Here is a 12,896-nt window from a genome sequence, read left to right on the forward strand (position 1 = left end):
TCACTGGTTGCGATAGAAGCGGTTCAGCTCGTTCATCACCTGGATCATGGCGCCCATATCCGGGGTGCCGTGCTTGATCGGGCGATAGCTGTTGCGTTCCAGCAGTTCGAAGTCACCCTGCTTGTTGAAGTGGGTGATGGTGTCCCCTTCATAGATGGCGAAGTCATTCTGATCCCCGGCCAGCAGCCAGTTGCGCGGGCTGGTATCAAACAGCGAGCGGCCAATGCTGTAATCGCGCGCCGGATTGCGCACGCCCAGCATCCCCTGCATCAGGGTCGGCGCCAGATCGAAATGGCTGCTTGGTTGCTCCCGAACGTCACTGCCGCGCCCCGGCCAGGCCAGTACCAGAGGTACCTGCACCTGATAGAGTGAGTAGTTGCTGCCTGCGCCCCAGCTGTTGCTGCGGGTGTCGTTGAACTCCTGGCCGTGGTTGGAGGTGATGACGACGATGGTGTTGCTGTCCATCCCCTGCGACTGCAATTTGGTCAGCATCTGCTCAAGCAACTGGTCGGTATAGAAGACCGAGTTCTTGTAGCGGTTCTCCAGTTTTTGCAGGTTCTCCGCCCGATAGGCGGTCGCCGGATTGAAGTTGGCTAGCTCCGGTTGGAACGGCCCCTTCATGGTGGCGGGCAACTGGTAGTCGCCGGGGCTCGAGAGATAGACCAGCGAGAACCAGGGACGCTCGGGAGAGCGCTTCTCCAGCCACTGTTGCCAGTCGGTCAGCAGCTTGCCATCGTCACTCTGTTCGGAGACAAACACCTGTTTGCGCAGACCGGCGAGGATGCTCTTGCGATACTTCTGACCATCTTCTATCGCCCCGAACAGGCCGAACTGGTAATCCTGGCGCAGCATCTCGTCGAACAGCACCGGCGGACGCTTGTCGCTGCTGATGTCCTTGTAGTAGTGACCGGGCAACCCGTAGAAGAGGCTGAACATGCCCATCAGGTCGTCGTTGCCGCCACTCAGGTGATTGCGGAACGTCAGATGCTGATCCGCATAGCGCTGTAGATTGGGCATGTTGATGTTGTTGAGCATGTCAAAACGCAATGAGTCGACCACCACAATCAGCAGATTGTTGTGAGTCAGGGGGGCGTTGACGTTAAGCGGGCGCAGCGGGTAGTGCATCCGGCTGTCGCTGTTATCACCCTGGGAGGCCGCCTGCTTCTCGTACTGATCCAGATCCAGCCAGCCATGTTTGGCCAGGAAGGAGCGGGCCGTCATAGGGTAGGAGAGGGGGAAGTTGGCTCTCTGCATGGTGATGGGCTGATAGAGGGTCGCATCCGCCCAGCTGTTGACCACGTGGGTCAGAATAAAGCAGATCAGCAGGGCCAGCCCCACCTGATTGCCGTACTGGCGGCGCTTGCGCTTGTTGATCTTGCGCCAGACATAGGCCGACAGCAGCAGTTGCAGCAGGAAGATGGTGGGTACGGCAACGAAGATGATGCTCCAGATTGAGCCCTCTTCGGTTTGCGCCTGATCCAGCAGCAACTGCCATACCTGACTGTTGAGGTGGAACTTGAACAGCCGGAATACCTGGGTGTCGATCAGCAGCAGCACCAGCGCCAGGGTAGCGATGATGGCCGAGATGAACCGCAACGACTTCTCCTTGGGCAGCACGAAGCTGAGCGGGAAGATCGTCAACAGGTAGGTGACAAAACTCAGAAACGAGAAGTGGCCAATCCAGCTTACAACGAGGTAGATCACGCCAAGCGTGGTCGATGGCCAGCTGATGGCACCCAGATAACGGGTGGCGATGAGCATGGCCAGAATAATGTTGAAGAAGGAGAACCAATGCCCCCAGGTGATCAGGCGAGAGACATTATCACGATAGGGGTTACCGGTTTCGACCATAGTGATCCATCTGCGTTGAGAAACGTCAAATCAACAGAGTCGGGGACTCAGTGTGCGTCGTGGCGATTATCGACCGATGCGGTCAGGGCCTGGACAAACTTTTCAGTGATGGCCTGGCGTTGGGCCGGTGCCATACCGTTGATGATATTGGTGGTCAGATTGCCAAGCACCATAAGGCTGAGATCTACCGGCGCTTTATGCTTTTCCAGCGCGGTGATCAGGTCGTTCATCAGGGCGTCAAATTGCTCGTTATTGTACTTTGATACGATAGGCATAATCTTCAGTTCATCTCGGTTCAAAGCGCCTTATAATACTTCACCCTTTCGGCTAACACTATGGCTTTGTGACATGAGTCTCGATATCGACAAGATCATTCTTCACTCCTTGCGCCAGGGCGGCGATGGTCAACCCCACGCCGATACCCGCAGCCAGACCCTGCCCCCTGATGAGGCGGTACAGGGACTGATGGCGGAACTGCATCGGATCTACAACGGCAAGGGCGGCAAGGGCTTTGGCTTCTTTGCTGACCCCGAGGCCGCCGTGGCCGAGCTGGCCGACGGTGAAGAGGCTCCCAAGCAGCCTTCACCCGCGTTTCGTATCGCCCTCGAACAGCTGCTCGACGAGCAGACCGAATTCGTTCCCTTCTCGGTCACCGTGACCCAGATGCTGGTCAAGCAGCTGGTGGAGCACGCCCTCGATGAGCAGGGGGTGCTGCTGTTTGCCAAATATAACTACGTCGGGGTCGATTATCTGCTGATTGCTCTGCTGGAGGGCAAGGAGAGCGTCACCGTCAGCGAAGCGCTGGAATTGCGCCATATCCAGTATCTGGATATCGGCAAACTCAATCTGGTGGCCCGCATTGATTTGACCGAATGGAAAACCCAACCTGATTCGCGCCGCTATATCACCTTCAGCAAGGGGCGCATTGGTCGCAAACTGGGCGACTTCTTTATGGATCTGCTGGGTGCCCGCGAGGGCATGGATGCCAAGGTACAAAATAAAGGCTTGCTGCAGGCGGTTGAAGATTATTGCGACAGTCGTCAGCTCGAACCGACCGAGCGCAACGACTATAAAAAGCAGGTCTTCAAATATTGCACCGAACAGGCGAGTGCCGGTGAAGAGATTGAAATCAAGGAGCTGTCTGCAGAATTGCCCAGCGACGGTGACCTCGATTTTTACAGCTTTATCGGTCAGGAGTATGAGCTGGAAGAGCGTTTCCCGGCGGATCGCTCTACCTTGCGTGGTTTGACCAAGTTTGTCGGCTCCGGTGGCGGCCTGACTTTGAGCTTTGAGCAGAAGCTGTTGAACAGCCGGATCTTTTACGACCCCCAGACCGACACCCTGACCATCAAGGGTGTGCCGCCCAATCTTAAGGATCAGCTGCTGCGCCAGTCGTAGTCATGCTCCCGAGTGTGATCAAGTCGTCATTTCTGGCAAAAAGAGACTCCGCCCCGGCGGGGTCTCTTTTTTTATTGCGCCCGGGCAGACCTCGAAACTGGCGCGGTACTTTGTTAACAAATCAAACAAAATAAACCATCTGAAAGGGTTTTCATTGAGGTGAAAACCCTTTCATTCATGAAATTTTATTTCATTTTGGTAATTATTATTCTGTGGTTGTCTGGAATTAAGCCGATAAATGGCCGTAATTCCCTGAAATAAGAAAATGTTTTCAAAACTTTCTGGAAGGAAATACGTAATTGCATTTCAAAAATGCGAGTTGCGTCATGTGAGCCGTTTGCCGCTTGGGATAATATTCATCTCGCACACAATGCTCTTACAGCGCGGAACTAATACAAGGAAAGGCTCATGAAAAAGAAATTGCTGTCATCCCTGATCGGTCTGGCCACTCTTGGCGTCGCTTGCTCTGCTACTGCTGCCATCGATGAAGGCCAGCTGACCATCTGGATCAACGGTGACAAGGGATACAACGGTCTGGCTGAAGTGGGTAAGAAGTTTGAAGCAGAAACCGGCATCAAGGTTACTGTGGCTCACCCGGATCAGGTTGAAGTGAAATTCCAGCAAGCCGCCGCCACTGGCAACGGCCCGGACATCTTCTTCTGGGCTCACGACCGTTACGGTGAGTGGGTCAAAGCCGGTTTGCTGGTTCCGGTAACGCCGAACGCTGCCACCAAAGGCAAATTTGAACAGCTGGCATGGGATGCCATGACTGTTGATGGCAAAACCTATGGCTACCCGGTTGCCATGGAAGCGGTCAGCCTGATCTATAACAAAGACCTGCTGCCCGAGCCGCCGAAAACCTTCGAAGAGATCGCCAAGATTGACGAGACTCTGAAGAAAAACGGCAAGCGCGCCATCATGTGGGCTTATGACACCCCGTACTTCAGCTATCCGCTGGTGGCTGCCAACGGTGGTTACGCCTTCAAGAAAACCGCTACCGGTTATGACGTTAAAGATACCGGCGTGAACAACGCAGGTGCCAAGATGGGCGTGGGCTACATCTCCGAGATGATCAAGTCCGGTCACCTGGAAAAAGGCATCGACTACGGTGTGATGGACGCCAAGTTCAACAAGGGCGAAGTGGCCATGATGATCAACGGTCCCTGGGCCTGGAGCAACCTGGACAAGAGCGGCATCAAGTACGGCGTAGCGCCGCTGCCGACCCTGAACGGCAAGCCGGCCAAAGCCTTCGTTGGCGTACTGGGTGCCACCATCAACGCCGCCAGCCCGAACAAGGATCTGGCTATCGAGTTCCTGGAAAACTACCTGCTGACCGATGCCGGTCTGGCGCCGGTTAACGCCGACAAGCCGTTGGGTGCCGTTGCGCTGAAATCCTTCCAGAAGACCCTGGAATCCGATCCGCACATCAAGGCCACCATGCTGAACGCCCAGGCTGGCGAGCCGATGCCATCCGTTCCCGAGATGAGCCGTTTCTGGTCTTCCTTCGAAACTGCCCTCAAGAACGTGACCTCCGGTCGTCAGGGTGTTGACGAAGCTCTGGATACCGCTGCCAAGCGTATCGTTCAGTAAGCACGCACTACCCGGGAGGCCGTCATGGCCTCCCACTCTCTCAAATCTCTCTTGGCGTTATAAAGGTTAATTGGCATGGAAGTAGTACCTTCTGTTGAGTCCTATGCCGGTCCGAAGGATAAGCACACCTGGCTTAAGTGGACCATAGCGGCCCTGGTTGCCATCCTCAACGGCTACGCAGCCGTGATGATGTACGCCAGTGGCGAGTGGGTATTCGCGCTGCTGGATCTGGTGGTGGTTTCCGTCGGTCTGTATGTCTTCATGAACAAGAAGACCTATGCCCATCGCTACATCTTTCCGGGTGTTGCGGGCATGGTTGTGTTTATCATCTTCCCTCTTGCCTACACCATTGGCATTGCCTTCACCAACTATTCGGGGTCCAACTTGCTCTCCGTGGAGCAGGCGCGGGACTACCACCTGAAGAAAACCTACAAGGTGGCGGGCGGTGAATTCGATTTTACCCTGCTGGGTGGCGACAACGGCCAGTTCCAGCTGCTGCTGACACAGGATGATCAATCCTTTATCAGCCAACCTGTTTCCCTGATGACCAACAAGGCCCGTGAGCTGGCGTCCCGCGAGGGCCGTGTGCAGAACACCCAGCAAGTGGTCGAGCTGCAGCCCTTCACCGGCGAAGCGGCCAGCAAGGCCGCACCGATCCGCGCCATTGTTGAGCATCGTACTCACCTGAGTGACCTTGATCTGGTGCTGCCGGATGGCGGTACCCACCTGACCCTGAGCAGCCTGCGCAAGTTTGCCGCCCAGAAGCAGCACTACACCCGTTTGATGGATGGTGCCGTGCTCAAGTCCGGCGTGGTGATCAAAGACAGCAACCTGCTGCGTGATACCCAGAATGGCGAACTGATGCTGCCCAATGGCGAGACCGGCTTCTATCAGTACATCGACGAACAGGGTCAGTTTGTCGGCAAGGGGATTGCTCCGGGCTTTGTGGTGAGCGTCGGTTGGAAGAACTTCGCGCGCATCGTCACCGATCCGGGCATCCAGTCACCCTTCCTGCAGATCTTCATCTGGACCGTGATCTTCTCAACCTGTTCTGTCGCCTTCACCTTGGCTATCGGCATGGTGCTGGCCTGTCTGGTGCAGTGGGAAGAGCTCAAGGGGCGCGGTTTCTATCGGGTCATGTTGATCCTGCCCTATGCGATCCCTGCGTTTATCTCCATCCTGGTGTTCAAGGGGTTGTTCAACCAGAACTTCGGTGAGATCAACATGTTCCTGGAAGCGGCGTTTGGCATCAAACCGGACTGGTATACCAACCCCTTCCTGGCCAAGGTGATGATCCTGATTGTCAACACCTGGCTCGGCTACCCCTACATGATGATCCTCTGCATGGGCCTGCTCAAAGCCATCCCGGAAGATCTCTATGAAGCGTCCGCCATGGACGGTGCCGGTCCGGTGCAGAACTTCTTCAAGATCACCGTGCCGCTGCTGATGAAGCCGCTGACACCGCTGTTGATTGCCTCGTTCGCATTCAACTTCAACAACTTCGTGCTTATCCAGTTGTTGACCAACGGTGCGCCCGACATCATCGGCGCCAGCACCCCGGCCGGTACCACCGACTTGCTGGTGAGTTATACCTACCGGATTGCGTTCCAGGGATCGGGTGGTCAGGACTACGGTCTGGCCAGTGCCATCGCCACAGCTATCTTCCTCATCGTGGGTGCGCTGGCGCTGCTCAACCTGAAATTGTCCAAAGCCGACAAGCAGCTGTAAGGAGGCTTCAACATGGCAATCGTACAACCCAAATCAGTCAAATACCGGGTGTGGGCAACCCACCTGGTCATGTGGGGCTTCCTGGCGTTGATCATCTTCCCGTTGATCATGGTTATCGCCATCTCGTTCCGTAACGGTAACTTCGCGGTAGGGGAGATCATCCCCTCCAATCCGACGCTGGATCACTGGAAGCTTGCGCTGGGCATGTCCATCACCAACGCCGACGGCAGCATCACGCCGCCGCCGTTCCCGGTGCTGACCTGGTTGTGGAACTCCATCAAGATCGCCGGCATCACTGCCCTGATGATCGTGACGCTCTCCACCACCTGTGCCTACGCCTTTGCCCGCCTGCGTTTTCGTGGCAAGTCCACCATCCTGCAGGGCATGCTGATTTTCCAGATGTTCCCGGCAGTGCTGGCACTGGTAGCCATCTACGCGCTCTTTAACAAGATTGGTGACTACATCCCCTGGCTGGGTCTCAATACCCACGGTGGCCTGATCCTGGCGTACATGGGTGGTATCGCCCTCCACGTCTGGACCATCAAGGGCTACTTCGAGACCATCGACTCCTCCCTGGAGGAGGCGGCGGCCATCGACGGTGCGACCCCGTGGCAGGCATTCCGTCTGATCCTGTTGCCCCTGTCGGTGCCCATCCTGGCGGTAGTGTTTATTCTGGCCTTTATCGGCTCCATTACCGAGGTGCCCATGGCCTCCATCCTGCTGCAGGATGTGAATAATCTGACCCTGGCGGTCGGGGCCCAGCAGTACCTCTATCCGCAGAACTATCTGTGGGGTGATTTCGCGGCGGCCGCAGTGCTCTCCGGTTTCCCCATCACTGTGGTGTTCCTGCTGGCACAGCGCTGGTTGGTTGGCGGTCTGACCGCCGGTGGTGTGAAAGGTTAAGTTTATGGCCGGGGGAGCTGACTCCCCCCGCTATCACGATTTGCAAAGATTCAAGAGCGGAGCTCGTCATGGCTGAAGTAGTACTCAACAACGTTCGCAAAAATTACGATCCGGCTGTTCACAAGGACACCCTGCGCAACATCAACCTCTCCATCAAGGAAGGGGAGTTCATTGTCTTCGTCGGCCCGTCCGGCTGTGGCAAATCCACCCTGCTGCGGATGATCGCGGGTCTGGAAGACATCACCAGCGGTGAGCTGACCATCGGCGGTCGCTACATGAACGACGTGCCGCCGGTAGAGCGCAACGTCGGCATGGTGTTCCAGTCCTACGCCCTTTATCCGCACATGAACATCTACGAGAACATGGCCTTTGGTCTGAAGCTCAAGAAAATGGACAAGGAGAACATCCACAAGCGGGTGATGCGCGCCGCCGAGATCCTGGGTCTCGAGCCGCTGCTGGACAGAAAGCCCAAGGCGCTCTCCGGTGGTCAGCGTCAGCGTGTCGCCATCGGTCGCTCCATCGTGCAGCAGCCGCAGGTATTCCTGTTTGACGAACCCTTGTCCAACCTGGATGCCGCCCTGCGGGTCAAGATGCGGATCGAGATCGCCAAGCTGCACAAGGAGCTTAACTCCACCATCATCTACGTGACCCACGATCAGGTGGAAGCGATGACCCTGGCCGACAAGATTGTGGTGCTGAGCCCGCTCAAGGCCGAAGCTGCCACCAACCTGGAACAGTTCGGTTCACCGCTGGATCTCTACCACAACCCGGACAACAAGTTCGTGGCGGGCTTTATCGGCTCTCCCAAGATGAACTTCCTGGCGGGCGAGTTGCTGGAGATTGGCGAGCAGGAGTGCCTTGTCAAGTTGACCTCTGGCGATACCGTGCGTGCCCGGGTCGATGCCCGCAGTGGCGCTGTGGGTGACAAGGTGGAGCTGGGCATTCGCCCCGAGCACCTGATGCCGCTGGATCACCCCCATGCGTACAGCAAGGTGAGCGGGATCGTGCAGGTGGCCGAGCACCTGGGTGCCGAGTCCTTCGTTTATATGGATGTGGATGGTCACGACTTTACCGTCAAGGCCACCTCGGATGTGGATGTGGCGACCGGTCAGACCTACAGCGTGGGTATCCCGGCCGAAGCCTGCTACCTGTTCGATGCCAAGGAGCAGGCGTTCCCCCGTACCGCCAAATATATCCGTACCTGATTTTTTGTTGTGCTGGTTTTCCTTTCTTAATAATCAATGCCTTTTTGCCGGTCGTCAGACCGGCTTTTTATTGCCTGCGATCTGAACATGCAGATAGGCAAGGTAACCCGGTTCAAGCCTCGAGTTCGGCGGTAATATCGGGCACAAAGGTCTGGCTGGCCAGCGGCGGGCGTTCATACCCTTCGGTCTTGATGGGGGGGAGCTTGATAGGCTCGTAGTGGATCGCCTCGTAGGGCACCTTGCTCAGCAGATGGGCGATGCAGTTGAGGCGGGCACGGCGTTTGTCATCTGCCTCCACCACGAACCAGGGACAATCCTCGGTGTCGGTGTAGGTGAACATGTCATCCTTGGCGCGGGAGTATTCCACCCAGCGTGAGCGGGATTGCAAATCCATCGGGCTGAACTTCCAGCGCTTGATGGGCGTATTTATCCGCTCCTTGAAGCGCTTCTCCTGCTCCTCATCGCTGACTGAGAACCAGTATTTGATCAAGGTGATGCCGGAGCGGATCAGCATCCGCTCAAACTCGGGGCAGGCGCGCAGAAACTCGCGATACTCGGCGTCGCTACAAAAGCCCATCACCCGCTCTACCCCGGCCCGGTTGTACCAGGAGCGGTCAAACAGCACCATCTCGCCAGCAGCGGGCAGGTGGGCGACATAGCGCTGAAAGTACCACTGGGAGCGCTCGCGGTCCGAGGGGGCGGGCAGCGCCGTAACCCGGCAGACCCGGGGGTTGAGGGGCTCGGTGATCGCCTTGATGACGCCCCCTTTACCGGCGGCGTCCCGTCCCTCGAACAGCACCACTACCTTCAGTCCCTCCTGCTTGACCCACTCCTGCAGCTTGACCAGCTCCTCCTGCAGGTGGGCGAGGTGGTGTTCATAACATTTCTTGTCCAGTCGTGGCCGCTTCTTGCTCTTGTCCTTCGGCATCTTCTTCTCCTCTTTGAGTCCCTTCTTGCCGTCACTTCAGCTTGCACCAGGGAGAGTCGACTGCCAAGGGGGACGTGATACACTGCCCGCCCATCGCTGGCAACAGGAGATAACATGAAGCATTTTATGGAGATAGCGGGCCGCCGGATGGCCTATCTGGATGAAGGGCAAGGGCCGGTGCTGCTGTTTGGTCACAGCTATCTGTGGGACAGCACCATGTGGGCGCCGCAAATCGAGGCGCTCAAAGGGAGCTATCGCTGCATCGTTCCCGATCTGTGGGGCCACGGCGATTCCGATCTGCTTCCGGAAGGCGCCTGCACGCTGGCAACCCTGGCGCGCGATCATCTGGCGCTGCTCGATGCCCTCGGGGTCGACGAGTTCGTGCTGGTGGGCCTCTCCATCGGCGGCATGTGGGGTGTGGAGCTGGCGCGCATGGCACCAGCTCGCCTCAAGGGGCTGGTGCTGATGGACAGCTTCGTTGGCCTCGAGCCGCAGATCACCTGCGAGCGCTACCTCGGCATGCTGGCGATGATCGAGCAGCTTGGCACCGTGCCGGCGCCCATCGTCGAACAGGTGGCGCCGCTCTTTTTTGCCAATCAGCCTGATGAGGCGCTGATGAGCGGTTTCAAGGCGCGCCTTGCCGCCTGGCCAAAGGATAAGATTGCCGCCATGGTGGCGGTGGGCCGCAGCTTTGTGACTCGCGAGGATCGCATCGAGTGGCTGGAGGAGATAAGCACTCCTGCCTTGGTGATGACCGGCTGCGAGGACAAGGCGCGCCCGGTGCTGGAGGGCTATCTGATGGCCGAGGTACTGGGTTGCCCGTTCAAGGAGATCCCGGCCGCTGGCCACATCTCGTCGCTGGAAAATCCGTCCTTCGTCAATCAGCAACTGACCGAGTTTCTGGCGGCGCTGTAAGCCTGAATTGGCAGCTTGAGCAGGCTTTACTACCAGCCTGATGGTCGTGAAAAAGGGAGCAGAGGGCTCCCTTTTGTTTGGTCGTGTCTCACGGTTCAAGACTCATAACTGTTACCAGATATAGCCCAAGGCAAATCCTGCATAGAGTTCGCCATCGTGCTGGACGATGGGGCTGTTTTTGATGTCCCGATCATACCATTCGTAGTTCATGGCAAACATGCCAATCCAGTTGGGACTGAAGCGGTAGCTGGTGATGAGCGCCGCCATGGGGGAGAGGGTTGAGCCCGTGTCCCAGGCTGGCCGCTGGGCGGTGGCCTCGCTTTCGGAGATACCGCCGAAGTAGTAGTTGGCCATCTTGTCGCTGCGCAGCATCAGCCCCATCCCCGGCATGATCAGCAGGTTGTCGCGCAGGATGGGGAAGTCGGCCCACAGCAGCAGCTCCTGCCCCTTGCTGCGGCCGGTGACATCGCTGTTGGCCCGCACGGTCAGCAGGGCATAGGGGGTGATGATGTTGCCACCGATCCCGCCTTCCAGCTGCCATTTTCGCTGCTCCATACCACTGAAAACGGGCGAGTCCTCGGGATCCAGATTGCCAAAACGGACCCGGCCATAGCCGTAGAGGGCCACGTTCTCATCCTTGTGGAAGTAGTAGCGGGCCCGATCCCCCAGAAACATGAATTGGTCGCCGAAGTAGATAAAGCCCGGGATGGCGTAGAGGGCGTTGTCCTGCGATTCATAACGGGCCTGTCCCCCGATGAGCGCCGCACCGGCGACAAAGCCCTGTGGCACCGGGCTGGTAGGGCTGTCGCTGGTGAGCAGATCCATGGCGCCAAGATCGATATCGGCACGCGCTGGCATAGCGGCAGCGAGGAGCAGGGCCGTCATCCCTGCCGCTCTGATTTGACGAAAAAAGGTCATGGACACTCCGTTGTCACGATTGCAGGGGATGCGGGTTATTTTGCGGCACCGGGCATCTCTTCACGTTTTGGCCAGGCATTGATCACCGCCTTGACCAGGGTGGCGAGGGGAATGGCGAAGAAGACTCCCCAGAATCCCCACAAGCCGCCAAACACCAGCACGGCGATGATAATGGCCACAGGATGAAGGTTGAGTGCTTCGGAAAAAAGCAGCGGCTCCAGCAAGTTGCCGGTGAGCACTTGAATTACGGTGTAGACGATGACCAGCCAGGTGAACTCCGGCGTCAACCCCCACTGAAACAGCGCGACCATCACCACGGGAACCGTGACGGCGGCAGCACCAATGTAGGGGATCAGCACAGAGAAACCGACCGCGACCGCAAGCAAGGCTGAGTAGCGTAGGCCGAGCAGGGTAAAAGCGCCGTAGGTGATCACGCCGACAATCAGGATTTCGATAATTTTCCCGCGTATATAGTTCATGATCTGCTCGTTCATCTCAATCCAGACCCGCTGGACCAGTGCCCGGTTGCGTGGCAGGAAGCGACGCAGGGAGCTTATCAAGAACTGCTTGTCCTTGAGCAGGAAAAACATCATCAGTGGCACCAGAAACAGATAGACCAGCAGCGCCCCGATGTTGACCAGCGAGCTGAGAGAGAGCGTCACCAGTTGTTCACCGGTTGTGAGGATGCGCTGGCGAATATTGTCGATGACGGTCTCCACCAGGCTGACATCGATGATTTCGGGGTATTTGTCCGGCAGGGTGCGCACATAATCCTGCGCGTGGGAGAGCATTGCCGGTGCTTCTTTAGCCAGATTGACCCCTTGGTTCAGCAAGGTTGGTACCAGTTCGAGTACCACTAGCACGGATGCAGAGATGAACAACAGCAGCACCAGAGTGACAGCCAGGGTCCGTGGCAATTTGGCTCGCTGCAGCCGTCCGATGGGCCACTCCAGCAGATAGGCCAGCACCAGCGCCACCAGCAGGGGAGCCAGCAGGTCGCCAAACAGCCATAGCACCGCAAAGCCAAACACCAGCAACAGGAACAGGGTAACGGCATCGGGATCGGAAAAACGGGTCTGATACCAGCGCTTCAATACTTCTAACATGACTGCATCCTTACATCACTGGAGCTCAAGATGGTTGCTTCGCCCCGACAACCAACTGCAAAGAGAGGGTATTGTCCGGTTGTTGCTGCATCTCGACATGGTGGCCCTGACGCTGCAGATAGGCCGGAATATCCTGCCGTGAACCCGCATCGGCCAGCAGGATGGTGACGGTTTGACCGCTTTGGGCCTTCCTTAACCAGAGCTTGAGCCGGATCAGCGGCTCGGGGCAACGCCAGGGGGTCAGGTCGAGAACTTCCATGGGGGCTCCATCAGGCAAGTGGCCGCTATTATGGCCGTGATAAGAGCGTGAAACAACGCTTGTAGCCCTTGATGGGCAAGGGTATTCTGCCGAGG

At 57.4% G+C, this 12,896-nt stretch carries 12 protein-coding genes; 6 read left to right on the forward strand and 6 right to left on the reverse strand.

Annotated features, from left to right (window positions below; all coding sequences use genetic code 11):
* Positions 1-1,851, reverse strand: coding sequence for a DUF3413 domain-containing protein (locus OKB77_RS05200; RefSeq protein ID WP_270817065.1), 1,851 nt, complete (start codon positions 1,849-1,851; stop codon positions 1-3).
* Positions 1,852-1,898: 47 nt separating this feature from the next.
* Positions 1,899-2,126, reverse strand: coding sequence for a YejL family protein (locus OKB77_RS05205; RefSeq protein ID WP_005333874.1), 228 nt, complete (start codon positions 2,124-2,126; stop codon positions 1,899-1,901).
* 73 nt (positions 2,127-2,199) lie between these two features.
* Here OKB77_RS05205 and yejK point away from each other — a divergent pair, with 73 nt between their 5' ends.
* The 5 genes from yejK (at position 2,200) to OKB77_RS05230 (ending at position 8,675) form a co-directional block, all read left to right on the forward strand.
* Positions 2,200-3,249 carry a nucleoid-associated protein YejK gene (yejK, locus tag OKB77_RS05210; RefSeq protein WP_270817066.1) on the forward strand — a complete coding sequence of 350 codons (1,050 nt, stop codon included), beginning with the start codon at positions 2,200-2,202 and terminating at the stop codon, positions 3,247-3,249.
* A gap of 408 nt (positions 3,250-3,657) precedes the next feature.
* Positions 3,658-4,839, forward strand: a complete 1,182-nt coding sequence (malE, locus tag OKB77_RS05215) for a maltose/maltodextrin ABC transporter substrate-binding protein MalE (RefSeq protein ID WP_005333871.1) — start codon at positions 3,658-3,660, stop codon at positions 4,837-4,839.
* 75 nt (positions 4,840-4,914) lie between these two features.
* Positions 4,915-6,567, forward strand: a complete 1,653-nt coding sequence (gene malF, locus OKB77_RS05220; protein WP_005333870.1) for a maltose ABC transporter permease MalF — start codon at positions 4,915-4,917, stop codon at positions 6,565-6,567.
* 12 nt (positions 6,568-6,579) lie between these two features.
* Positions 6,580-7,470 carry a maltose ABC transporter permease MalG gene (gene malG / locus OKB77_RS05225; RefSeq protein ID WP_005333868.1) on the forward strand — a complete coding sequence of 297 codons (891 nt, stop codon included), beginning with the start codon at positions 6,580-6,582 and terminating at the stop codon, positions 7,468-7,470.
* Positions 7,471-7,538: 68 nt separating this feature from the next.
* On the forward strand, positions 7,539-8,675 hold the full coding sequence (locus tag OKB77_RS05230; RefSeq protein WP_270817068.1) for an ABC transporter ATP-binding protein: 1,137 nt from the start codon (positions 7,539-7,541) through the stop codon (positions 8,673-8,675).
* 112 nt (positions 8,676-8,787) lie between these two features.
* Here OKB77_RS05230 and ppk2 read toward each other — a convergent pair whose 3' ends face one another.
* Positions 8,788-9,603 (reverse strand): polyphosphate kinase 2, encoded by an 816-nt coding sequence (gene ppk2 / locus OKB77_RS05235; protein ID WP_139442065.1) that lies wholly within the window; start codon positions 9,601-9,603, stop codon positions 8,788-8,790.
* A gap of 114 nt (positions 9,604-9,717) precedes the next feature.
* Between ppk2 and OKB77_RS05240 the strand changes: the two genes are divergently transcribed.
* Positions 9,718-10,518, forward strand: a complete 801-nt coding sequence (locus OKB77_RS05240) for an alpha/beta fold hydrolase (RefSeq protein ID WP_158110653.1) — start codon at positions 9,718-9,720, stop codon at positions 10,516-10,518.
* Between the two features lie 111 nt (positions 10,519-10,629).
* On the opposite strand, the gene OKB77_RS05245 is transcribed toward OKB77_RS05240, so the two are convergent.
* From OKB77_RS05245 to OKB77_RS05255, 3 genes are read right to left on the reverse strand one after another with little or no spacing between them, the layout of a single operon-like run.
* The gene (locus OKB77_RS05245) at positions 10,630-11,436 is read right to left on the reverse strand and encodes a MipA/OmpV family protein (protein WP_158110654.1); all 807 of its coding nucleotides are present in this window, start codon (positions 11,434-11,436) and stop codon (positions 10,630-10,632) included.
* A gap of 35 nt (positions 11,437-11,471) precedes the next feature.
* A complete protein-coding gene (locus tag OKB77_RS05250) occupies positions 11,472-12,542 on the reverse strand; it encodes an AI-2E family transporter (RefSeq protein ID WP_128816768.1) in 1,071 nt (356 codons plus the stop codon).
* Between the two features lie 25 nt (positions 12,543-12,567).
* Positions 12,568-12,801, reverse strand: coding sequence for a sulfurtransferase TusA family protein (locus tag OKB77_RS05255; RefSeq protein ID WP_270817069.1), 234 nt, complete (start codon positions 12,799-12,801; stop codon positions 12,568-12,570).
* Positions 12,802-12,896: the final 95 nt, after the last annotated feature.

The sequence above is a fragment of the Aeromonas sp. Y318-3 genome (genome assembly GCF_027706185.1).
Taxonomy (GTDB): domain Bacteria; phylum Pseudomonadota; class Gammaproteobacteria; order Enterobacterales; family Aeromonadaceae; genus Aeromonas; species Aeromonas veronii.

Bases quoted from the DNA above. Each gene is read 5' to 3' on its own strand.
- OKB77_RS05200 (WP_270817065.1), bottom strand. From the start codon at position 1,851: ATGGTCGAAACCGGTAACCCCTATCGTGATAATGTCTCTCGCCTGATC.
- OKB77_RS05205 (WP_005333874.1), bottom strand. From the start codon at position 2,126: ATGCCTATCGTATCAAAGTACAATAACGAGCAATTTGACGCCCTGATG.
- yejK (WP_270817066.1), top strand. From the start codon at position 2,200: ATGAGTCTCGATATCGACAAGATCATTCTTCACTCCTTGCGCCAGGGC.
- malE (WP_005333871.1), top strand. From the start codon at position 3,658: ATGAAAAAGAAATTGCTGTCATCCCTGATCGGTCTGGCCACTCTTGGC.
- malF (WP_005333870.1), top strand. From the start codon at position 4,915: ATGGAAGTAGTACCTTCTGTTGAGTCCTATGCCGGTCCGAAGGATAAG.
- malG (WP_005333868.1), top strand. From the start codon at position 6,580: ATGGCAATCGTACAACCCAAATCAGTCAAATACCGGGTGTGGGCAACC.
- OKB77_RS05230 (WP_270817068.1), top strand. From the start codon at position 7,539: ATGGCTGAAGTAGTACTCAACAACGTTCGCAAAAATTACGATCCGGCT.
- ppk2 (WP_139442065.1), bottom strand. From the start codon at position 9,603: ATGCCGAAGGACAAGAGCAAGAAGCGGCCACGACTGGACAAGAAATGT.
- OKB77_RS05240 (WP_158110653.1), top strand. From the start codon at position 9,718: ATGAAGCATTTTATGGAGATAGCGGGCCGCCGGATGGCCTATCTGGAT.
- OKB77_RS05245 (WP_158110654.1), bottom strand. From the start codon at position 11,436: ATGACCTTTTTTCGTCAAATCAGAGCGGCAGGGATGACGGCCCTGCTC.
- OKB77_RS05250 (WP_128816768.1), bottom strand. From the start codon at position 12,542: ATGTTAGAAGTATTGAAGCGCTGGTATCAGACCCGTTTTTCCGATCCC.
- OKB77_RS05255 (WP_270817069.1), bottom strand. From the start codon at position 12,801: ATGGAAGTTCTCGACCTGACCCCCTGGCGTTGCCCCGAGCCGCTGATC.